General features: G+C 40.1%; 24 protein-coding genes and 1 pseudogene. 21 read left to right on the plus strand and 4 right to left on the minus strand.

All coding sequences use genetic code 11. The features are described 5' to 3' along the window. Positions 1-48 precede the first annotated feature (48 nt). The 21 genes and pseudogenes from accB (at position 49) to GOP56_RS01390 (ending at position 16,757) form a co-directional block, all read left to right on the plus strand. Complete coding sequence (gene accB / locus GOP56_RS01290; protein ID WP_163244280.1) at positions 49-561, plus strand: acetyl-CoA carboxylase biotin carboxyl carrier protein; 513 nt, start codon at positions 49-51, stop codon at positions 559-561. 15 nt (positions 562-576) lie between these two features. Then, complete coding sequence (gene accC / locus GOP56_RS01295; protein WP_003337892.1) at positions 577-1,932, plus strand: acetyl-CoA carboxylase biotin carboxylase subunit; 1,356 nt, start codon at positions 577-579, stop codon at positions 1,930-1,932. A 65-nt stretch (positions 1,933-1,997) separates the two neighbouring features. Further along, positions 1,998-2,429 (plus strand): Asp23/Gls24 family envelope stress response protein, encoded by a 432-nt coding sequence (locus tag GOP56_RS01300; RefSeq protein ID WP_003337891.1) that lies wholly within the window; start codon positions 1,998-2,000, stop codon positions 2,427-2,429. 105 nt (positions 2,430-2,534) lie between these two features. Further along, positions 2,535-3,104 carry an alkaline shock response membrane anchor protein AmaP gene (amaP, locus tag GOP56_RS01305; protein WP_003337890.1) on the plus strand — a complete coding sequence of 190 codons (570 nt, stop codon included), beginning with the start codon at positions 2,535-2,537 and terminating at the stop codon, positions 3,102-3,104. Positions 3,105-3,116: 12 nt separating this feature from the next. Next, on the plus strand, positions 3,117-3,329 hold the full coding sequence (locus tag GOP56_RS01310) for a DUF2273 domain-containing protein (protein WP_003337889.1): 213 nt from the start codon (positions 3,117-3,119) through the stop codon (positions 3,327-3,329). 15 nt (positions 3,330-3,344) lie between these two features. Beyond that, positions 3,345-3,755: a transcription antitermination factor NusB gene (gene nusB, locus GOP56_RS01315; protein WP_022585090.1), complete on the plus strand. Its 411-nt coding sequence runs from the start codon at positions 3,345-3,347 to the stop codon at positions 3,753-3,755. Positions 3,756-3,771: 16 nt separating this feature from the next. Then, positions 3,772-4,749: a tRNA (adenosine(37)-N6)-threonylcarbamoyltransferase complex transferase subunit TsaD gene (locus tag GOP56_RS01320; RefSeq protein WP_163244281.1), complete on the plus strand. Its 978-nt coding sequence runs from the start codon at positions 3,772-3,774 to the stop codon at positions 4,747-4,749. Between the two features lie 95 nt (positions 4,750-4,844). Further along, positions 4,845-5,696 (plus strand): bifunctional methylenetetrahydrofolate dehydrogenase/methenyltetrahydrofolate cyclohydrolase FolD, encoded by an 852-nt coding sequence (gene folD, locus GOP56_RS01325; RefSeq protein ID WP_003337886.1) that lies wholly within the window; start codon positions 4,845-4,847, stop codon positions 5,694-5,696. A 25-nt stretch (positions 5,697-5,721) separates the two neighbouring features. Further along, positions 5,722-7,077, plus strand: coding sequence for an exodeoxyribonuclease VII large subunit (gene xseA / locus GOP56_RS01330; protein ID WP_163244282.1), 1,356 nt, complete (start codon positions 5,722-5,724; stop codon positions 7,075-7,077). After that, positions 7,067-7,318, plus strand: a complete 252-nt coding sequence (xseB, locus tag GOP56_RS01335; protein ID WP_003337884.1) for an exodeoxyribonuclease VII small subunit — start codon at positions 7,067-7,069, stop codon at positions 7,316-7,318. Before xseA ends, xseB begins: the two co-directional genes overlap by 11 nt. 1 nt (position 7,319) lies before the next feature. Beyond that, positions 7,320-8,216, plus strand: coding sequence for a polyprenyl synthetase family protein (locus tag GOP56_RS01340; RefSeq protein WP_163244283.1), 897 nt, complete (start codon positions 7,320-7,322; stop codon positions 8,214-8,216). A 169-nt stretch (positions 8,217-8,385) separates the two neighbouring features. After that, positions 8,386-10,257 (plus strand): 1-deoxy-D-xylulose-5-phosphate synthase, encoded by a 1,872-nt coding sequence (dxs, locus tag GOP56_RS01345; protein WP_371807985.1) that lies wholly within the window; start codon positions 8,386-8,388, stop codon positions 10,255-10,257. A gap of 8 nt (positions 10,258-10,265) precedes the next feature. After that, positions 10,266-11,093: a TlyA family RNA methyltransferase gene (locus tag GOP56_RS01350; RefSeq protein ID WP_163244284.1), complete on the plus strand. Its 828-nt coding sequence runs from the start codon at positions 10,266-10,268 to the stop codon at positions 11,091-11,093. Positions 11,094-11,277: 184 nt separating this feature from the next. Continuing rightward, the gene (locus GOP56_RS01355; protein ID WP_254068538.1) at positions 11,278-11,580 is read left to right on the plus strand and encodes a hypothetical protein; all 303 of its coding nucleotides are present in this window, start codon (positions 11,278-11,280) and stop codon (positions 11,578-11,580) included. Positions 11,581-11,833: 253 nt separating this feature from the next. Then, positions 11,834-12,691: an NAD(+)/NADH kinase gene (locus GOP56_RS01360; RefSeq protein ID WP_163244286.1), complete on the plus strand. Its 858-nt coding sequence runs from the start codon at positions 11,834-11,836 to the stop codon at positions 12,689-12,691. A 4-nt stretch (positions 12,692-12,695) separates the two neighbouring features. Continuing rightward, positions 12,696-13,145: a transcriptional regulator AhrC/ArgR gene (gene ahrC / locus GOP56_RS01365; protein ID WP_003337877.1), complete on the plus strand. Its 450-nt coding sequence runs from the start codon at positions 12,696-12,698 to the stop codon at positions 13,143-13,145. Positions 13,146-13,157: 12 nt separating this feature from the next. Continuing rightward, positions 13,158-14,882 (plus strand): DNA repair protein RecN, encoded by a 1,725-nt coding sequence (gene recN, locus GOP56_RS01370; protein ID WP_163244287.1) that lies wholly within the window; start codon positions 13,158-13,160, stop codon positions 14,880-14,882. Between the two features lie 38 nt (positions 14,883-14,920). Further along, positions 14,921-15,447, plus strand: a pseudogene (locus GOP56_RS01375) (transposase); the annotation flags it as partial. 61 nt (positions 15,448-15,508) lie between these two features. Then, complete coding sequence (locus GOP56_RS23640; RefSeq protein WP_163244288.1) at positions 15,509-15,811, plus strand: hypothetical protein; 303 nt, start codon at positions 15,509-15,511, stop codon at positions 15,809-15,811. Then, positions 15,808-16,440 (plus strand): hypothetical protein, encoded by a 633-nt coding sequence (locus GOP56_RS01385; RefSeq protein WP_163244289.1) that lies wholly within the window; start codon positions 15,808-15,810, stop codon positions 16,438-16,440. Before GOP56_RS23640 ends, GOP56_RS01385 begins: the two co-directional genes overlap by 4 nt. Positions 16,441-16,538: 98 nt before the next feature. Then, positions 16,539-16,757 carry a DUF7667 family protein gene (locus GOP56_RS01390; RefSeq protein WP_163244290.1) on the plus strand — a complete coding sequence of 73 codons (219 nt, stop codon included), beginning with the start codon at positions 16,539-16,541 and terminating at the stop codon, positions 16,755-16,757. Positions 16,758-17,477: 720 nt separating this feature from the next. On the opposite strand, the gene GOP56_RS01395 is transcribed toward GOP56_RS01390, so the two are convergent. The 4 genes from GOP56_RS01395 to GOP56_RS01410 form a co-directional block, all read right to left on the minus strand. Next, a complete protein-coding gene (locus tag GOP56_RS01395) occupies positions 17,478-17,861 on the minus strand; it encodes a hypothetical protein (protein WP_003336377.1) in 384 nt (127 codons plus the stop codon). A gap of 53 nt (positions 17,862-17,914) precedes the next feature. Continuing rightward, positions 17,915-18,619: a hypothetical protein gene (locus GOP56_RS01400; RefSeq protein ID WP_254068540.1), complete on the minus strand. Its 705-nt coding sequence runs from the start codon at positions 18,617-18,619 to the stop codon at positions 17,915-17,917. Between the two features lie 739 nt (positions 18,620-19,358). After that, positions 19,359-20,582, minus strand: coding sequence for a helix-turn-helix domain-containing protein (locus GOP56_RS01405; protein WP_174250648.1), 1,224 nt, complete (start codon positions 20,580-20,582; stop codon positions 19,359-19,361). Positions 20,583-21,488: 906 nt separating this feature from the next. Then, entirely contained in the window at positions 21,489-22,931 is a 1,443-nt protein-coding gene (locus GOP56_RS01410) for a hypothetical protein (RefSeq protein ID WP_163244291.1), read from the minus strand. Positions 22,932-23,138: the final 207 nt, after the last annotated feature.

Below are 23,138 nucleotides of genomic sequence, written 5' to 3' on the forward strand. Positions count from 1 at the left end.
AATCGACAAAAGAGCTGAATTATTGAATGAACAAAGGGGTGCTAGGTAGTGTTTAAACTGCATGAGATCCGTGAAATTATCAAATTGCTGGACCAATCCTCCATTAAAGAATTTGAGCTTGAGACGGATGGCTCTAAGCTCTCTATTAAAAAAAGCGGCGGAGTAGAAGTATCTCAACCAGTTGTTGTATGCTCTGAGCCTGTTGCTTATACATCAGCTCCAGCCGAGCAACACGCACCGAAAATGGAAGCTGCTGTTGCACCACAACAAGCTCCTGCAGCACCAGCTGTTGCGGCTCCATCAGTAGAAAATGAGGCTAATTTGCATAAAATTGTTTCTCCAATGGTAGGTACATTCTACATATCTCCAGAACCAGGAGCACCAGTCTATGTAAATCCGGGTGATCGAGTTACGCCAAATAAGGTTGTATGTATTGTAGAAGCAATGAAATTATTTAATGAAATCGAAGCAGAAGTGACTGGCGAAATCGTTAAAGTCCTAGTAGAAGATGGACAACTAGTAGAATACGGTCAACCTTTATTCTTGGTAAAGGCACAATAATTGGAGGAGAACGCGATGTTTCAAAAGATTCTCATTGCCAACCGCGGTGAAATTGCCGTGCGCGTTATCCGTGCATGCCGCGAATTAGGTATCCAAACGGTTGCTGTATACTCTGAGGCAGATCGAGAAGCCTTGCATGTAAAGCTCGCGGATGAGGCTTACTGTATAGGACCTACTGCTTCGAAAGACAGCTATTTAAATATGGCAAGTATCATGAGCGTTGCGACCAAAGTGGGAGCAGATGCGATTCATCCGGGATATGGATTTTTAGCAGAGAATGCTGACTTTGCTGAGATTTGCTCGGCTTGTAACATCACTTTTATCGGACCAGATCCAGAAGCAATAACTGGTATGGGAGATAAATCCACAGCTAAAGATACCATGAAGCGTGCAGGGGTTCCTACTGTACCGGGTACGGACGGGCTGATCGAAAGCATTGCTGAAGCTTTGGATACGGCAAAAGAGATAGGATATCCTGTTATGGTCAAGGCTACGGCAGGCGGCGGCGGTCGAGGCATGCGAGTAGCTGTAGATGACGAGGATTTAGAGAAAGCAATTCGTCAAGCTCAAAATGAAGCAAAAACCGCATTTGGAAATGCTGGCGTTTATTTAGAAAAATTCGTTGAAGGTCCTCGTCACGTGGAGATTCAAATCATGGGCGATAAGCATGGTAATGTGGTTTACCTTGGAGAACGTGACTGCTCCATTCAACGACGCCACCAAAAATTAGTCGAAGAAGCTCCATCCCCAGCGCTAAGTCAAGAGCTGCGCAAACAGATGGGAGAGGCTGCTGTAGCTGCCGCTCAAGCTGTAAATTATCATGGTGCAGGTACGGTAGAATTCCTATTGGACAAACACGGCCAATTCTACTTCATGGAAATGAATACTCGTATTCAAGTAGAACATCCGGTAACTGAAATGATTACAGGGATCGACCTTATTAAAGAGCAAATCAGTGTTGCATATGGCAACCAACTGTCCTTTACACAGGACGATATCGTCTTGGACGGCTGGTCCATTGAGTGCCGTATCAATGCTGAAAATCCGGCAAAGGGCTTTATGCCATCACCGGGTAAAATTGAGGGCTACCTAGCTCCGGGTGGGTTTGGTGTTCGAATTGATAGCGCTGTATACCCTGGATATACGATTCCGCCTTACTATGATTCCATGATTGCCAAGGTAATCGTTTGGGGAAAAACGCGTGAGGAAGCGATCGAGCGCATGAAGCGCGCTTTGCAGGAATTAATGATCGAAGGCGTTCATACGACAATTCCTTTCCACTTAAAATTATTAGAGCATGATGTTTTTATCAGTGGACAATTTGATACAAAATTTTTAGAGACATACGATCTTCATTTGAATGATCTCTAGGATGTTTGCAAAAAATCACACCCCGCTGTTATAATGAGGTGTAATTGAAAAGGGAGGTGCGAAGCGTGGAATTCATAGATGCAGAAGAGACAAAATCAGAGCTTGGAAAAATCCAGATCGCTCCCGAAGTCTTGGAAGTTATTGCTGGTATGGCATCTGCTGAAGTTGAGGGAGTTGCCCATATGAGCGGTGGATTGGTTGGAGATTTCGTTGAAAAGTTAGGGAAAAAAAACGCAGCCCGAGGAGTTCGTGTAGAAGTAGGCTCCAAAGAAGCAGCAGTTGACGTTTCCATTATCGTAAAATACGGCCATCGAATTCCCGAGGTAGCTCGAAACATTCAAGATAGCGTGCGAAACGCGATTGAAGCGATGACTGGGCTATCAGTGGTGGAAGTAAATGTACATATCATCGATGTTGAATTAAAATCCGAGGAAAAAGTACAACCAGCAGCAACTCCACCTGCTACACAAACGGAAGAATATCAGCGGGTTCGATAAACCTTATTAGGAGTGCCCCCAGCTTAGGGGGCATTTTTCCTACTGGTCGAGCATGCTGATCAGAGTTCTTTGCTGGTTGATGTTTCCTACAAAGGAGAGGCGCGCATGAATCTTTTTGACCGGTTTATCCTAACAATTTACAGTATTGCGCTCACAGCAGGCTCAATTATTGCGATTGGTGTCATTACTCGTCTAATTCAGCCGTACTATGTAGAAGCGGTGCTTCGTGAATTGTATAATGCCGATATGATTAACATTCCCTATCTAATTGTAGCTGTCATCTTCTTGGTGATTAGCGTTCGGTTTATTTTCAGTGCGTTTCCACAGCGAAGGGTACGAGAAGAAAAAGGGATTTATCAACGCAATGAGAATGGAATGGTAAATATCAGCTTTGCAACAATCAAAGCGATTGCAGAACGCGCAGGGCGAAAGGTTCGTGGGGTTCGCGATCTTACCACCACAATTCGCTCCATGGAAAACGGGAATGCGATCATTTTGAAAATCACTGTAGATGGTGAGTCCCCAATTCCTGAAATGACGCAAACGTTGCAAACCGAAGTAAAACAGCAAGTGGAAAGCATCGCTGGCGTTGACATCGCAGAGGTGACTGTTGTGGTAACGGAAGTCGTCTCAAAGGAAAATAATGTCGCCGTTCGAAACAGAAAGTTGGATTAGAGGGTGAATAGGATGCTTTGGGAGTTATTATGGGAACATAAGGGGAAACTGTTAGGAGTTCTGGCTGGTTTTCTTTTTGGTATCATTTATTTGATAGTAGGCTTCTGGAACACGCTGGTTTTCATCGTGTTTATTGGGACAGGCTACTTTATCGGACAAAAACTGGATCGAAAAGAAGACCTGCGAGAAATTCTCGATCGGATTTTACCTGGCAAATTTAAATAGTAGGTGACTAAGTACATGAAACGCAGAATTGCACGCGAAAAAGCGGTTCAAATCCTTTTTCAAATCGACATGGCTGAGGTTGAGCTACACCATGCTTTACAGATGGTAATGGAAGACAGCTCACAAGATAATAAATACCTTTTGTACCTGGTAGAAGGCGCATTAAATAATTTAGACTCCATTGATGAAGCAGTAAAACAATATCTGCGTGGGTGGCAATTGGATCGTATTGCAAATGTAGATCGAGCGATTTTACGCCTTGCCTTTTTTGAATTGATGTTTGAAGAGGGAGTACCTGCCCGCGTAATAGTGAATGAAGCGATTGAGCTAGCGAAGCTGTTTAGCGACGATCAGTCTTATCGTTTTGTGAATGGCGTGCTGTCTAATTATCTGCAAAGCAATGAAAGAGTAGAAACTCAAGAATAAATGATAGGTGAAGCGAATGAAAAACGTGATGGTAGGAATTGACACCAGCAATTATCGGACATCGCTTTGCCTTGCTACAGAAGACGGTGAGATTGTCGCAGAAGCCAAAAAACTCTTGCGTGTGAAAGAGGGAGAACGGGGTTTGCAACAATCGGAAGCCGTCTTTCAGCATGTGATGAACCTTCCTGAACTTTGTGATCAACTAAAATTACAAGAGTATCAAGTAAAGGGGATATGTGTGAGTGAAAAACCTCGTCCGAAAGACGGGTCCTACATGCCTGTTTTTAAAGTGGGTGAAGGTCTAGGGAAATCACTTTCTTTATTTTTGCGTGTCCCTCTTTATCTGACAACGCATCAGGAAGGTCACATCGCGGCAGGCGAGTTTACTGCTGATGACCGACCAGCTAATGACCGATTTTTAGCTGTCCATTTATCCGGAGGAACCAGTGAAATTCTTTCGTGCCAACGCATTGAAACAGGCTACCAGATAGATATCATTGGAGGAACGATCGATCTGCATGCAGGACAACTAGTAGATCGTATAGGAGTAGCTTTGAAACTGCCTTTCCCTGCAGGCCCTTATCTGGAGGAACTGGCAAAAGAGATAGATCGCGCAGAGACCTCAACAGAGGAGTTCAGGGTATCCTCTTCTGTAAAAGAACTTACCTTTAGCTTCTCTGGTCCAGAAAATGCTTTATTACGAGCAATCAAAGAGAAAATGGCAACACCAGCTCAGATTGCACGTGCAACGGAGCAGTGCGTGGCTAACAGTTTAGAAAAGGCCTTGCGCAATGCGATGGAGGCTGGCCACGGTCGAGAAGTTCTGATTGTAGGCGGTGTGGCTGCTAACCTATACATACGTGAACGCTTGATTAAGCGACTCGAACATCCAGCGGTTAAGGGCAAACTCTTTTTCTGTGATCCTGCTTATACAGGCGATAATGCCTATGGTGTGGCTATGCTAGGGTGGATGAAAGCTAAAGGCGAACATTAAAAGTTTTTTTGTTAAAAAAATTCGTCTTTACACCTGTATCCTCTTTCCGCTACACTTACTGTATACAGATGAACGAATATGGAGGAGTGACAAATATGACAGCCCAAGTAATCAATGGTAAAGAGTTTGCAAAATCATATCGTGAACGAATCAAACAAGAGGTGGCAGAACTAGTTGATAAAGGGATTCAACCTGGTTTGGCTGTTGTTTTAGTTGGTGATGATCCTGCTTCTCAAACGTATGTGAACGGTAAAATCAAAGCGTGTGAGGAAACGGGGATTTACTCTAAGTCATTTCGTCTTGAAAGTAATGTAACACAACAGGAAGTAGTAGATTTAGTAAAGGAATTAAATCAAGATCCGAACATTCATGGTATTTTGGTACAATTACCTTTACCAAAGCATATGAACGAGGAAGCGATTATTGATACGATTTCCCCGGAAAAGGATGTAGATGGCTTTCATCCGATCAGCGTAGGGAACTTATGTATTGGCAAAGAGACGTTTCTTCCTTGCACGCCACATGGTGTAATTGAGCTGATTAAAAGTACAGGAATTAGTATGGAGGGTAAGCATGCTGTAGTAGTCGGTCGCAGTAATATTGTAGGGAAACCTGTCTCTTTATTACTGTTACATGAAAATGCTACAGTTACTATGTGTCATTCTCGTACGAAAAACCTAGAGGAACATACTCGTCAGGCAGACATATTGGTGGTTGCAGTAGGAATCGCTCACTTAATCAAGAAAGAGCATGTAAAGGATGGTGCTATTGTCATTGATGTTGGAATGAATCGTCTAGATGGCAAGCTGACTGGAGATGTTTTGTTTGATGAAGTGAAGGAAGTAGCGAGTCATATCACTCCAGTTCCAGGTGGTGTTGGTCCAATGACAATTACAATGCTCATGCAGAATACGGTCATCTCGGCAAGGCGTAAACTGACTGTATAATTGTAGATAGAGGAAGGGATCGTTTATGAAGCCAGCAGAGGTCATGTCTGTCGCGGAGTTAAACCGCTATGTGAAGCGTATGATGGAGGGAGATCTTAGGCTAGCTGATGTTTGGGTTCGTGGAGAGATATCCAACTTTACGCATCATCACAGCGGTCATATGTACTTCACGTTAAAAGACAAGGATTCACGGCTTAAAATCGTGATGTTTGCTAGCTATAACCGTTTCCTTACATTTATACCGAAAAATGGAACCAAAGCGATTGTGCGTGGTTCCATTTCTGTATTTGAAAGGGACGGAGCATATCAATTATATGCAAGGGAATTACAACCCGATGGGATAGGGGCTTTGTTCCTTGCTTTTGAACAATTAAAAGAAAAACTACAGCAGGAAGGTCTGTTTGCTTCTGAAAGAAAGCGGGCTTTACCGCTGTTTCCGAAAACAATCGGAGTGGTTACTTCACCTACAGGAGCAGCAATACGAGATATTATTACTACAATTAAGCGCAGGTACCCTCAAGCAGAAATTATGCTTGCTCCAGCGATTGTACAAGGTGTTGAGGCCCCTGCTTCTATCATCCGTGCTATCAGACATATCAATCAGTATCAAGTAGATGTTATGATCGTGGGTCGAGGAGGAGGTTCAATTGAAGAGCTTTGGGCATTTAATGACGAGGCCGTTGCCAGAGCGATTGTAGCTTCTCAAATACCTATAATCTCAGCAGTTGGCCATGAGACAGATTATACAATTGCAGACTTTGTTGCTGATATCCGAGCGGCCACTCCGACGGCGGCAGCCGAGTTAGCCGTACCTCATTATTTAGAGTGGCTGGAGAGAATTAAACAGCTAGATCATCGACTGGCTCGTGCTCTCCAAACTCAGCTTCAAGAGAAGCGCACCCATTTACAACGATTACAGCAATCGTATGGGCTAAAAAATCCATTGCGACGAGTAGAAGAGCGACGACAGCGAATTGACGAAGTAACGCTACGTCTTAGTGCTATGGTGAAAATGAAAGTAGTCCGTAAACGTGAGCAAGTCAGCCATGTGAAAAAACGGTTAAAACAAATTCGATTGGAGCGACAGGTGGCAGAAGGACGAGGCCAAGTCAATCGAATGGAGAGCCAATTAACACAGTATATGAAACAAAAAACGGAAAGATCAAGGCAAGCATGGCTGTCTTTGGTCCAGCATTTGGATGCCTTGAGTCCGTTAAGGGTTATGCAACGTGGCTTTAGCCTATCCTATAAAGATGATACATTAATCAAATCTGTTGAAGGAATTGAAGTGGGAGATCAGCTCATGATACGATATCAAGATGGGAAGATCATGACAACGGTAACAGACATAGAGCGAAAGGAAGAGAACCATGGCTCGTAAAAAAGCAGCACAGGAAACAGAGCTTTTATTTGAAGAAGCAATGCAACGGCTGGAAGAAGTGGTGCGTCAGCTAGAAGAAGGCGATGTTCCTTTAGAGAGAGCGATTGAGTTGTACCAAGAAGGAATTCAATTATCTCGTCAATGTGCAACAAAGCTAGATGCAATTGAAGCCAAGGTAATTCAGCTTCTAGACCAAGACGGCAGCATATCCGAGCGTCCGTTCCATGTGGAGGAGGACTAGCATGAGTTTTCGTTTGAAGGATTATTTAAATGAAAAAATTGCATTATTGGAAGCTGAATTACCAAGAGCACTATCTACAGAAGGTGTTCCTAGCGAACTGTACGAATCAATGCACTATTCATTGATGGCTGGTGGGAAGCGGTTACGTCCCATTCTTGTTCTAGCGGTACTGGAAGCGTTTCAACAACCAATTGAACGTGGCCTTCCATATGCGATAGCCTTAGAAATGATTCACACTTACTCATTGATCCATGACGATCTCCCTGCCATGGATGATGATGATTTACGTAGGGGTAAACCGACTAATCATAAGGTATTTGGTGAAGCCACTGCTATTTTAGCAGGAGATGCCCTACTGACAAGAGCGTTTGGCCTAGTGGCTAGCTCTTATGTACATCATCCTGAGGTTAAAGCTGAAACAACTGTCCAATTGATAGCTGAGCTTGGGCAGCGTGCCGGTGAACGAGGGATGGTAGGTGGTCAGATGGCTGATATTATGGGAGAAGGCAAACAGCTTTCCCTTGAGCAATTAGAGTATATCCACTTACATAAAACAGGCGATCTGCTGATTGCGGCTTTGCGAGGCGGAGGATATTTGGCAGAAGCAACACCAAAGCAATTGCAGTCCCTAACTAATTATGCTGTTAAGATCGGACTAGCCTTCCAGATTAAAGATGACATTTTAAACGTTGAGGGAGATGCGGCATTGCTTGGTAAAGCTGTGGGAAGTGATGCGAGTAAAGAGAAAGCAACCTATCCTGCGTTACTTGGACTTGCTGAATCCAAACGACGTCTAGCTTTGCTTGTCAAGGAGGCTCAAGCTGAGCTTGTAGCAGTAAAGATTAATCATCCTGCTCTCTTTGCACTAGCGGAGTATGTGATGGAGCGTGTAAGCTAGCATAAAGGATTTTTGCCTAAAGAGAGATATCATTACTCTCTTATGGTTTTTTACATAAGAAAAGGATATAATGCGTGTACGTGTAATTTTTTGTGAAGCATGATGTATGATTAGTATGGAAGGTTTTGCGACTTAGTGAAAGCGAGGGGTTACAGTGTTGCTTGAAAACATGAAGAGCCCAGATGATCTCAAGCATTTGACAATCTCCCAATTACAGCAGTTGTCCGAAGAAATTCGTCGGTTCCTGATAGAAAACCTCTCTAAAACAGGGGGACATTTAGCTCCTAACCTAGGAGTTGTGGAGCTAACGATCGCACTACACTATTGCTTTAACAGTCCAAAGGATAAAATTTTATGGGATGTTGGTCATCAAGCCTATGTACACAAAATTTTAACTGGACGAAAAGATGATTTTCCGACACTGCGTCAATATAAGGGATTGTGCGGTTTTCCAAAAATGGCGGAGAGTGCTCATGATGTTTGGGAAACAGGGCATAGCAGCACTTCGTTGTCAGGTGCCATGGGCATGGCGAGCGCCCGCGATTTGAAGAAGGAAAATTACCATGTGATAGGTGTCATTGGAGACGGTGCATTGACAGGTGGTATGGCTTTTGAAGCCTTAAATCACATTGGTCATGAGAAGAAGAATGTAATCGTGGTCTTAAATGATAATGAAATGTCCATCGCGCCAAATGTAGGTGCTATGCATAACTATCTGGGCAAATTACGTACAGATCATATTTATAATAGAGCTAAGGATGAGGTAGAAAGCCTACTCAAGGCGATTCCCGCTGTAGGGGGAAAATTGGCTCAACTGGCTGAAAAGGTCAAGGATAGCATGAAATACATGCTTGTATCCGGTATTTTATTCGAAGAGCTGGGCTTTACGTACATTGGTCCTATTGATGGACATAACCTAGAGCTTGTGATTGATTCACTGCGTACAGCTGCGAATACACGTGGACCGGTCTTATTGCATGTGATCACCAAAAAAGGAAAAGGCTATCTGCCAGCAGAACAAAACGCAATGAAATGGCACGGAACAGATACCTATAAGATTGAATCTGGTGAAATGATTAAAGCCGTTGCTGCTGCGCCTGCCTACAAGAGTGTATTTGCTGATACGTTAATTAAGCTAACACAGCAAGACGATCGTATTGTAGCGATTACACCGGCTATGCCAGATGGTTCTGGTCTCTTAAAGTATGCTTCCGTATATCCTGAGCGAATGTTTGATGTAGGGATTGCTGAACAACATGCTTGTACATTCGCGGCTGGGCTGGCGACACAAGGAATGAAGCCGTTCCTAGCAATTTATTCCACCTTTTTGCAACGTGCCTATGACCAGTTAATCCATGATGTTGCTCGAATGAAGCTACCTGTTGTTTTTGCGGTAGACCGTGCTGGTTTGGTTGGAGCTGATGGAGAGACGCACCAAGGTGTTTATGATATCGCTTTTATGCGTGCTATTCCCAATATGGTCATTATGGCTCCAAAAGATGAGAATGAAATGCAGCATATGATGAAAACAGCGGCAGAATATGATGGCCCTATTTCCTTCCGCTATCCGCGCGGAAACGGTCTAGGTGTCAAAATGGATGAAGAGCTCAAGGCCCTTCCAATCGGTCAGATGGAAGTAGTTAGAGAGGGGAAAGGCGTAGCTGTTCTTTCATTTGGGCATATTTATGACGTTGCGGAAAAAGCCATTAATCTACTGCAAATGGATGGCATCATGCCGATGTTTGTCAATGCACGTTTTTGTAAACCATTAGACGAGGAATTGCTCTTGCGTCTTGCTAAGGAAAATATGGATATTGTTACTGTAGAAGAGGGCTGTGTACAAGGCGGCTTTGGCAGTGCAGTCATGGAATTTTATGCTGAACAAGGCTACCATAATATGGTGGTGGAACCGATGGGGATTCCCGATTATTTTGTAGAGCATGGAAGTGTTAAGGAGCAACGACAAGAAATCAGTTTAACAGCGGAAGCGATCGCTGCACGTGTACGCTCCTTGCTACCAGTAAATAAACAGAGGGCTTAATAACGACTATGAAAAAAGAACGATTAGATGTCTTACTTGCAGATCGAGGTCTGTATGAGACCCGAGAAAAGGCAAAACGAGCCGTTATGGCAGGGCTTGTTATTGTTGCGGGTGAAAGATGCGATAAACCAGGTACAAAATTTCCAGAGGATGTTGCTATTCAAGTAAAAGGTAATATTCATCCCTATGTAAGCCGGGGTGGGCTTAAGCTGGAAAAGGCTATTAAAGAGTTTCAAATTGACTTAACCGATCGGATTATGATGGATATTGGTTCATCCACAGGAGGCTTTACGGACTGTGCCCTGCAAAATGGGGCACGAAAGGTTTATGCCATTGACGTAGGCTACAACCAACTAGCATGGAAATTACGTCAGGATGAACGAGTCGTTGTCATGGAACGTACGAACTTTCGTCATATGGGCCCGGCTACTTTTGAACACGAAATGCCAAACATGGCTTCGATAGATGTATCATTTATTTCGTTAAGGCTGATTCTGCCAGTGCTGTACACGTTTTTACAAGAAGGTGGACATGTACTAGCATTGGTAAAACCACAATTTGAAGCAGGTAAAGAAAAAGTGGGTAAAAATGGAATCGTTCGAGATGCCAGTGTGCATCGTCAGGTCGTAGAAGAAATCGCCGGATTTGCTACGACATTAGGCTTCCAAGTAAATGGTGTCAGCTATTCGCCAATTACGGGAGGAGAGGGAAATATTGAGTTTCTTCTCCATCTTTATAAACCGCAAGCTGATGAACGTGTAGTAGAACAGGATGAGCCGTGGTGGCTTTCACGTATTGAAGAAGTTGTCGCCGAGGCACATAGGCAATTGAGTTAGGTTAAGCAAATGAATAACAGAACCTCAAATCATTTTCTAATGAGTTTGGGGTTTTTTCTTTATCCTCAAGTCATAAAAATCATTTTGAAAGACGTTTCTTACAAGAAAATTTGATTTGTCCATGTTACATTGTTTATAAGGATGCTAAGTGTTGTCCTTAAAAAAGAAAATAGGAGAGAAGGTTATGGAACTTACGATAATAATGGTTTTAGTTTGCATTGTATTACTGTTAGTCGAAAAGGTTAATCGGCTACAAAATCAATTAAAAAGAATGAATGTTATCCTACAGCAAATTGCTGCTCAGGTTGGCGTTACAAATTATTCTGAGAGTACAAAACCAAATAACAATGTCGTTCTGAATCATCCGATAAATGCAAAGCTACATAGGTTACTTGCTGAAGGCAAACAAATAGAAGCGATCAAAGAGGCAAGAATAGAACTGGGGCTGTCTCTTAAAGAAGCAAAGGAATATGTGGAAAGATTATAATCTGCATAATAAGAAGCAGGTTTATGCGATGTTTAGCTTGTTGAATATGGGAAGGAAGCCTTACTCCCTCTATCCATTATGCAAAAAAATATGTATAATTGTATAAAGATGAACAAATGTTAAAGCGAATCCTTCGTTTCAAATTAATCAAACGAGTAACCCTCATCTGAGATGATCAGCAAGAATTCATGGGGATCAGATTCGCGTAATATCCCTGCTAGGAGCAGATGATCAAAGATACTGGGGTGACACTGTGAAGTCCATTGGAATTATCGCGAACAAGGGCAAGCCTAAAGCCCGCGTGGTCGCCCGTGAGTTATTATACTTGTTGGAAGCGCGTGGGGCAAAAGTTTATTTGGAACAAGATTTAGCAGGAGTGATCGGTCGAGAAGATGTGGCTGTATCCCTTTATGACTTTTCAAAATATGTGGAGATTCTTTGCGTGCTTGGGGGAGATGGCACCTTACTCGGTATCGCTCGGCAGCTTGCAGGTCATAATTTACCAGTGCTCGGTATTAATCTTGGTACATTAGGCTTTTTGTCAGAGGCAGAGCCAGATAATCTAACCGATGCCGTAGAGAAGCTACTATCCGGGCAATACTATACAGAAGAACGAAGTATGCTCACCACTGAGTTGTACCGACAAGGTGAACGACTTGCCACTTATACAGCTATGAATGATATTGGGATCACCAAGGGATCATTCTGTCGGATCATTAAGTGTTCCGTTTATTCAAATGGATTTTATGTAGGAACTTTTAGTGGAGATGGGATTATTGTCTCCAGCCCGACTGGCTCTACGGCCTATTCGTTAGCAGCGGGTGGTCCCATTGTAGCTCCAAATGTTGCCATGCTTTTGCTTACACCAATAGCTTCTCATTCTTTGACGGCGAGACCTATCGTACTGGCATCAGACCAGCGCCTTCGAATTGAGGTAGATGCTGTGCATGATAAGATTGGACTTTCGATCGATGGTCAATTTGGTTCTCGTTTAGAGGGCGGAGATGAGATTTTTATTGAGCAATCCAAGCATGTTACACCGCTGATCAAATGGACACAGGGCAATTTTTATGAATTAATTCGAACTAAATTACAAGGTGAATGGGAGTAAATGTATGAATAAAGGCCAACGACACATCAAAATCAAAGAGATCATCATGAATAATGATATAGAAACACAGGATGAGCTCGTAGAATACCTGCGTTCAAACGGGTACAGTGTAACACAGGCAACTGTTTCACGTGATATTAAAGAATTGCATTTGATAAAAATCCCGATGAGTGACGGCCGTTACAAATATTCTGTACCAACGGACCAAAAGTTTAATCCATTGCAAAAAATGAAGCGCGTGCTATTGGATTCCTTTGTGAGCATTGATTTTTCTGAAAATCTGATCGTACTAAAGACAATGCCAGGAAATGCTAATTCCGTTGCTGTTCTGATTGACAATTTACATTGGAATGAGATAATGGGTTGTGTTTGCGGTGATGATACGATTTTAATCATTTGCCGAACCAAAGAGAATGCAAAAGAAGTGTCCCAACGCTTCTTAGACATGCTATAAGGAAGGGTATGCATGATCCACGAACTAACCATCCGCAATTTTGCGATTATCAAACACACCACGATCTCTTTTGGGCATGGGCTTAATATCCTGACAGGAGAGACAGGGGCAGGTAAATCCATTATTATCGATGCGCTAGGGCAATTGCTCGGTGATCGCAGTTCAGCAGAGCTTATCCGTTACGGAGAAAAACGGGCAGAGATAGAAGGTCTGTTCGAATGTAAGCCAGGGCACCCTGCTTACGCCGTTTGTGAGAGCTTCGGCATTCAGGTTGACCCGGATGGTATCCTGGTTGTACGTCGGGATATTTCCTCTACGGGTAAAAGCATCATTCGCGTGAATGGCCAGCTAATTACGTTAGCCATGTTACGAGAATTAGGACCGTGGCTGGTAAACGTTCACGGTCAGCATGATCATCAGGCGCTTATGCAATCAGATAAGCATATTCGCTGGCTCGATGCTTATGGAGAATCTCGCTTGGCTGGAACAAAGCAGGAATTTAGTCATTTATATCAAAAATATCGCAAAGCCGTGCAGGATTTATCAAGAATGGCTAAAAACGAGCGCGAATTAATGCAGCGCATTGACCTATTAAGCTATCAGTTAAATGAAATTGAAGCGGCAAAATTAATCCCTGGTGAAGACGAGAAGCTCATACAGCAACGTAAGAAGTGGGCTAATATTGAAAAAATATTTGCTGGTGTACAGGATGCTTACATGTCCCTTTATGGAGATCAGAGGGGACAAGATTGGCTAGGGCACGCTATGGGAGAATTGGAGCGGGTACAACAATATGATGAACAGCTAGTTCCGATCGTAGAAACGATTCAAAGTGCCTATTATCAGGTAGAGGACACTGTTCAACAATTGCGTCATATAAAGGACCGTTTGGATTTTGATCCTGCTATCCTAGCTGAAGTAGAAGGCAGATTAGACCAATTATCTGGATTAAAGCGCAAGTATGGTAAGTCCGTAGATGAGATTTTGGAATATGCAGCAGGCATACAGGATGAACTAGATGAAATCCAGCATTATGATGATCGTTTGCAACAAATGGAAAAAACACTCCGGGAAGCCGAAGCTGATGTAGCTATTGAGGCGCTGGAATTAAGTACGCTCCGCCGTGAGTTAGCAGTAGAGCTTGCTAACTTAATTGAGCATGAGCTAAAAGAATTGCATATGGAGCGAGCACGTTTTGCAATTGAGATTAAGCATATTCCAGACGAGCGAGGTATTGAGGTTGAGGGGAATCGAGTTAGGGTGAGTTCTCGCGGGATTGATGAGATAGAATTTTTGATTGCGCCGAACCCAGGTGAACCTCTGCGCCCCTTAACTAAGATTGCGTCTGGAGGGGAATTATCTCGTGTCATGCTCGCGATTAAAAGCATACTAGCTACTACCGAGCAGGTGGGTACTCTGATCTTTGACGAGGTAGATACGGGTGTAAGCGGTCGAGCTGCTCAAGCTATTGCGGAAAAATTGGCACGAGTAGCGAAACATCGTCAAGTGCTATGTATTACGCATTTACCGCAAGTAGCTTCTATGGCGGATGCCCATTTTTATATTCAAAAGCAGATGGATGAACAGGAGACCAGCACAACGGTTGTCCTCATGTCTTCGGAAGAGCGTGTGAACGAGCTTGCTCGTATGCTTGGCGGAGCTGAAGTTACAGAGAAAACAAAAGAACATGCTAAGGAAATGATTCTCCTTGGAGAAGAGCGGAAAGCTGTCAATTGAAATTGACAGCTCAGCGTGTAGACAAAATACCGAAAGGTATGAAGGTCTGCACGCTTTTTTGCCAACTGTCCGTTGTTTCAATAGATGAGCTTGTCCCTTCTAATCATTTAGTTCGTAAAATTGAGAAAGCAATTGATTTTACTTTTATATACGACCTTGTAAAAAGACAAATACTCGCAAGATAATGGGAGACCGAGTGTCGATCCTATTGTATTAATCAAGATCGTATTTATTCAATATTTATTTGGAATAAAATCTATGCGTCAGACAATCAAAGAACTGGAAACGAATGTAGCTTATCGGTTATGACTTCACTCAACCAATTCCTCATTTCTCTACATATTATGCTCGTCGGTTTCAAGATACAGACCTCTTTGAAACGATTTTCGCACATATTCTTGGACAAGCTCTTACGCATTGATTTGTTGATCCTTCTGTTATGTTTATTGATTCTACTCATGTAAAGGCTAATGCTAATAAGAAGAAATACAGGAAGACTATATATCTATCTTACTTAACAGACGAATTAAATCAGGATAGGATCGATCACGGAAAGAAGCCCTTGGGACGATATTTCTGATCAATTTGATGATATTATAAGAGCGTTTAGAAGAGCATTTAATACTATGAAAGGTAAAATTGAAGAGGCTTTCGATTATCTGTATGCTGAAGTAATAATTCACTACACTGATATTCCTAAGAGATTACTAGATACAGATTCTGATGGTAATGTAATTGTTGATCTAGATGTATTTACTAATAGAATTGATGGAAGTGAGCGTAGGGAACCAAAGACTGGTTGGACTATCGACAAGGATAAAGGAAGTAGACCTCATGGTGGGAGTGCTTGGAAACTAAAAAATTTTAAAGGAAAACGTGTTGCTACTTTGGATAAAAAGGAAAAATACTTAGGGAGTAGATTCAAATGAATATTGAGTCAATTATTAATGGACTATGGGATTATAAGTGGGATATTTCGACAGACCCTAGTAAAGATTTAGAGGCTAGTACCTTGTTGCTAGAAAATAATGAACTAGTGTTTTCAAGATTCCCTACCGATATTTATACGCTAGATAGATATCCTTTCCAGATTGTTGATTATAGAAAATTTGAAGAGAGTAATATTTTTTATGAAAAAAGTCTTGAAAATAAAAATTTAGCTGACGTTTATAAAAAAGAAGAGGAAAAATTTATACGGGTGTTTCAAATATTGTGGTCAAATAGTTCGGTTTATGTTGAAACTCCGCTTCAATATAAAAATATCGAGTCAATAATTACTGCGGTTTCAGATGAGGCAAAAATAAATCGTATATGTGATCTTCATAAACAACTTAGTAGTAGGAATGAAAACATGTTAGAAATACAAGATTTTATTGATCTTCAATTACTACTTGAATTGGGATTAAGAGAACAGGTTTCCTCTGTATTTATATTTGAAACAATAAAGTTATGTATTTGGTCAAATTTTGATTTAAATATGCCCGTTTATTCTGGAAGTAAGTCCAACACAGAGTTATTAAGCTTAATTTGTACTACAGAAGGTTTGTATTTACGTTAAAATCTATTTAGGAACAGTATACAAAAAAACGCCAAGGTGATTGGTGGTTTTTTTTGTCACTGACCTACATTTCCTCGCAAAGCTAGGAGCTAGTGCAAATGTGGGTTGTGCATCAACGGATGGCAGAGCTTTGGTTCATCAATAAGACAAGGGAGCTTACCGACTCGGAAATGACAGAAATGAGTCATTGTCTGAGTGCAAACGCTCAAAGGGCATGGAAGATTGTAAAACTCAAAAACTTATCTTTGATCGCCAGTATGACGAACGACACGGACTGGCAGCATGATGAGCTATGTTCAAAGATAGAGAAGATATAGGGCTGAACAAGAAAGTCACCCCTATAGAAAGGGACTGACAACATTGACAACCAAATTGACAACACACTTAAATAAATCATGTAAATTTAAATCATCTTAATCACATACAAACCGCACTACAGTAAGGTTTATGCACTTAAATTAACTAGCGTAAAGGCGTTTGACCAAATTGACAGAGTGGGGGTCACTTGTTTGAACCCAGTCTGGATCACCATAATAGAAACGTTAAAAACCTTGATTATCAAGGCTTTTTTTGATGTTACAGGGCTGTTTAATTTACTGGTACAGGCTCTAAAATACTAACTTGGGGACGGATTGGGGACGAAACTTTTTTTGTCCTCTTTTTTGTCTTCTAAAATCGAGTTATGCATTTTTGAGGACTGATATATATTGTAGTTTATATCCCGATCCGAAGGCATACGTTTCAACGTTGGTGAGATGAACCTTTAATTATTTATAAGCACGAAATCCCTCTAGGGGCTTCCTAGAGGGATAATTTTATTACAACAACTTAATAATCACCTTAAAAAACATGAGAACCCCCTCCGTGGTGTAGGAGGGGGTATCTTATTATCTACTGTATTCTTGAACTTCAAAGCTTTCAATATGACTGTAGCTAATGAAGTCTTTTCTAGAATTGAAAGGTCCGATGTTGTATTTCTTATTAACGATTGGGGATTTTCCACTGTTACTTAAAGGGGTGCATTTCATAATATCAATTTAAAAATCAAAAAATCCTTCATCATACAAATGGTCAGATTCAGGGGATACATCTTCAATTTTAGTAAATAAACTTTCGAATTTATCCTCTGTGATTAACTGATCGATAATGGATGTAATCGTCTCGGCTTTGATATTGTCGACTATCACCATATCGCTTGACCAGAAATATAGTCCACTCATATTTTCACCGCATTCTTTATTATGTTGTCTTATACTTTCAATGTTTTTATAAGTAAAGAATGAGGCAACATATCTTGTTCGATTCGGGAAGGTTACGATGACATCTGTATTTTCGTCGTAAGGATCAAACTCTCCTTCACCAATTTCTGATCTAATCCAAATGTTTTTTTTCTGATGTTTCTTTAATTGATTCATCTTCATCTATAGAACCCCTTTTACAAATATTTAATTATAAAGCCTTCTCAATCGATCAATTACCGTTTGCTGATTATGTTTATCTGATTTCCTAAAATCTCAAAAGTATCCCCTTTCATTCTATAATATACTCTTGCTCCTTCCTCTCCTCTAAGTTCATGTACATTTCCAAATAAAGGTCTTGAACCTTTATTTGGGTTTAGGCCTCTTAGGTATTTTTCGACCAAGTTATTAGCTTCCCTTTGAATAATAGGGCTTTTCATAGCTTTTTCAGTCTCTTTTAAGATAACTTTATCTTCATCGATCCTAGATTTCACAAAATATTTACCAATCTTCTGTCGTCCTTTGAGGACATCATTTGCAAGATCGATTACATCATCACCGTATTTTTTCAGTAGGTCATACGTTTTTTTACCAACCTTTGCTCCCTTGCCTGCAGGGAATAGAGAGAGAATTGCGAATCCTTTCTCTGCACCACTAGCTTTTGGATCAAAAATTGTTTTTACATCATCTAAAATTAAGAAGTCCAGTCCTGCTTTGGCAGCGTCTAATAAAAAATTACCAGCATCAACTAGCCATCTCTTACTAGAATCAATCCAATCAGAGGCTGTATCTTTTAAATCATCCCACCATGAATTAGAACTAGCTGAAGCGGTAGCTAGATATAATTGTTTACCTTCTTTAGATATTTGTATCCTATCGTTTTGAATATTACTCTGCAGATGATCATTGTTACGTTGCTCTTGTTCATTTCTCAAAGCCATTACTTCTCTTGAACTGTTCAGGTTGGTATAACCGAACCCGAATACATGGTAGTCTAGGCTACAAAACACCTCAAGAAGTAGAAGACTTTCAAAGAAAAGCATCCTAGTACTTAACTTAGTTGTGTCCAAGATATTGACTCAAATCCAGTTTTTGAATGCCTTATAAGGATTATTCCTTAATAAAATAAGTTAATACCATTATTTAAATCAATTAGTTAAAACCATAGTTTAATACCATTCTATAGGACGTTATTATAGCCGTAAATCCTTGATAGAATAGGCTTTTTTTGCTGGTAGGAATTTGGAAATAGAAGAAGAAGCTCGTTATCCTAAAGTGTTATATAGTTATTCCGCCTAATATTAACTTTACTAAGAAGTATAATTTAGTCATACACGATCAATTACATTTTATCCAATCAAGCTATTTTCTTATCCATGTAAGGAAATAGCTTTTCCATTGTCAGAAAAACGTTATCCACAGCTTTTTAGAGATTAACTCCAGTATTTGTATATTTTAATGTCCAATAAATTCAGTAAAAGGACAAGAGATCAATAGAAAAAACAAATGAATGAAAGCTGGAATTGAAGTAAGAGGGGAGGATAAGGTAGTAAGGAACGCCAAATTACGGTCGCTCAACAATCATGAAAGCCACCGTTCGGTTCTTTATTACTTATTCAATTAATGAGACAGAAAAATGAACATGCGAAAGAAGCTGCATCCGAGGCAATTTTAAAAAAATTAAACTGCCCAATGTTTGTATCTAGAATCTGGTGCCGCTTGTTGACTCATATGTAATTGAATCTCCTTTTGAATTTCATAAAAAGGAGCTGTTGGTAAGGATGCGATCTGATGGCGATGTTTAATAAACCATTCAGGTCTCAAAGAAAAGCGTCTTAACCAGCAACGTTGCATGTGAAGAAGTTTTTCCCATACTTCCTTAATTTGTGTGCTTGATTCTTCAATGACTTGTTGATTAATAGAAGAGAGTTCACCATCCTCAAAAAGGTTCTGTTCAGCTAACTGCCTCTTTTTCGTAAGTGCATCGAAATCCATGGACATCTGTACAGCATAATTAAGCTCGGCGGATTCCATGACAGCACGAAAATAGGCACTAATTTCCTCCAGTTCGTTCTTTTCATCATTGACTACATATTCGGATTCTTCTTTGTAAATTAGGTTGAAGAAAGTCTGGGATCGGGCTTTATTTTTTTGTATGCTGTATAGGGCCGTATCGAAAATTTCAGTTGCATAGTCATAACCGAATTTAGCATAGTAATCTTCCATCACTTTTGCTAGCTGCCATAGAGCTTTTCTGGATAAAAAGTCACAGCAAAAACGATGCTTTTTGAGCTGTTTAAAAACCCATAGCTCTGCACCTTCTGAGTAGACTTCCCCCATATCTAACCATTTTTGATGGACATGGAGTACCTGATAGTTCTCGTCACAAACTTTAATTTTTAGATATTTAGATGCTTTTTCTAAGATCAATAAGGCTTCTTTACGAGTACGGATGTTAAGTAAACCTTCTATACCATAAAGATCTTTAATATGCCCCCATTTCCAGTTTCCAGGGAGGTATACCAATTCTTTTCCAACATAATGAAGAACAAAGCGCTGCACATTTCTGTTTTCGCTTAGAAATTCTTCACATGTAAAAAAGTGAAAATTTTTGGAGTAAAGGTCATCTTTAGTAGTATCTTCTTTCTCTTGAACAAATACGAAACGGTTGAAAAAAAGCTTGTCGCGGTCATCGTAATAAACAATACCTTCGTGAACTAATTTAGATAGGAGGGTACGTACTCTGTAATTGGATGTTCCCATTCTTTTTGCAAGTTCTGAATGAGATAGGGGAATTTCGCCACCATAAGCACAAACCGTACCAAGTAATAGCTTGAGCTTAAAAAGAAGGCGAGTATCATTATGTAGGGTTCTGGCATCAAATAGATCAGGATGGTGTTTCATAAGGAGACCTCCTTATAATCCCAACCTGAAAAAGTCATTACCAAATAAAGGTCACGGCTTCTATTTTTCAAAAAAACATGGTATAATAGTCACGAATCTTTGAAAGCGTATGAAACCTAGACCCCGACTTCTGGAATTCTAATAAGTGGCTGAGTTTGGCGACCTGGACACTCATTAGAATTGATGTGGTTGGGTTCTTTTTTATATATAGATAATTAATATTCTACTAAACTATTAGAAATACTGATTAGAGCATGATTCTTCCAATCTCAAAGTCATTATAGCATCGAGAGATTTGTCGGTAAATAGATGCAGAAATAGCGGAAATGTGGGCGAAAAATAAAACTTACCTTACATACAACGGTATAAGGATTTATAAAAAAATAGCGGTAATTTAGACGACTTTTTTTAAATCCTTTGTTTACAAAGGATTTGTTGAACAAGGATGAGTAGAAAAAAATTTTGAAGTAATATTTAGCGGAAATTTGGATGAATTTTTTAAGGATATAGTTGAATAAATATTCAATTTAAGTTTTAAAGATATTAATAGCGGAAAAACGGGCGAAAAATGGAGAGAATTTTAATTATTACCCTCCTTTATCATTTAAATAAGTATGAAAAAAATTGATAAGTAATCTCTCGATTTAACAGCGCATAGAATTTAGCGGGAAAATGGATGAATATTTTATAATTAGCGGAAAGATGGGCGATTTTACATATTAATAGCGGAAATTTGGATGAATTCTATTAAATTAGCGGAAATGTGGGCGAATTTTGGGTAAAAAAGTTCAGTTTTTTATCGCTTAGATAAATAGCGGGAAAATGGACGAATTTATAATAGGCGGATATTTGGGCGAAAAAACAAACAAAAATAGAGTTAGTTTCCTAACTCTATGGTAAAGAGCCTTATGTTTCTGTTTCAAGTTGAAGACTTAATTGTTCTGGTACTTCCTCGATAAAGTTGTCCAATTGCTGATTACCAAGTAAGTCCTGTACCTCATAAGATTCTACAGGCAGGAATGTAATATAGAAGACATCTTTTTTTCTTTCGAAAGAGTGTATTGTTACTTGCTGCTTCACAAAGTCTTGTAAGCATTCCTCAATTAAGGCTAGGTTTACATCTTTTCTTTTACTTCTAAATTGTATTTTATGGATGAAGTATGTGTAGTCAAATACAGTAGAGTAACCTGTTTGTCTGAAATAGCAAAGGAAACGTTCTTTTTGAAGAGGGAAAATAAGACTTTGGGATACTTTGTTTTCAAAGCTACTGAGTCGATCACTATAAGCCCGAATAACTTGGCCCTTCATATAATTTTGATGAATCTCTTCGTTGATTGTGATTTCAGCGATTTCGCCATTTCCATGTGGTTGAATATCTAAACGATCAAAAATACCAAAGACTAAAGTACGGTTCGGTTCGACAACATTAAATTTTACATTCGCCATCTTCATCAAACGTTCTTTGACAGCGTTATAGCTTTGCTTGTTGTCTGATCCGTAGGTATTACGAACAAGATCACCAATTGTAACATATATTTTTCGCTCTTCAAAAAAAAGTTTTTGATCTCTCATAGAAATAACAGAGCGAAAAATATTCAAGTCGGTATTATCAATTGCTCGTAATACTTTTTCTTCACTTACAATTTCTTGATTTACAAGTGTAAGTAGAGAGTAGTTTTCGTCAGCCTTATATTCACTGATAAAGTGTAGCTTGTTATCAATCAGAACACTTTTGTCGGTTAACTTCATCTTGGACAAACCTGTGTTCCCAACTGGATGATCAGTGTATTTTAATGGATGATCAACGATGATCTTGTTCAAATTACCATCAAAGTTCTTTAATAGAATATCAGCAACTGTAATGATTGCATCACTGCGGATTGCCTTTTTGATCTGGTTAGGCGTTTTATCACGAATATACTTATATTCAAAAAGCCAAGAATCTTTATCCGCACCCCATGCAGAAACCTCTTCTATTCTTTTTTGAATTAATTCTTCGATGGTATCTACATCCTGTAGTTTTTTTAGTTCAGCCGAACCGTAGATCTCCACCAGTTTTTCTAAAAGTTCTACTTCTTTCATAAGTTCAGCGTTCTTCGTTGATTTTTTATTTGAATGGATGCTTTCCTTTAAAGAATCTGCCCATCTCTTTTTAGTCGCTTGAGAATATTTGTAGGTTATTCGTCTTAGTTCATTAGTATTTGTTGGGGTAAATTCAGAGGAGATGATATCTTTAAGAAAATCTCGAATATTACCCTCTTTTAACTCATTAAAAATTGTTTCGCATTTTTCTCCTAGCTCAGCAACAACCTGGTTGAGAAAGTATTGCGGTACATGTTGTTCTATCAAAACAGTCACCTCCACGAATTCTATGATAACACAAATTAAAGATTGTTATGAATGAATGATTAAGGAGAGACGGGGGAAGGGGATAAATTGTCATACAGTCCACGTTCAATCTATGCGAAATAGATATTAAAACAAGTAATAAATCAGATATATCAAGGATTTTTGCAACTTCTTTAATTGTTCTTTCGGAGAACATTCTTTGGTATG

Source organism: Brevibacillus sp. 7WMA2 (assembly GCF_010748895.1).
GTDB lineage: Bacteria > Bacillota > Bacilli > Brevibacillales > Brevibacillaceae > Brevibacillus_B > Brevibacillus_B halotolerans.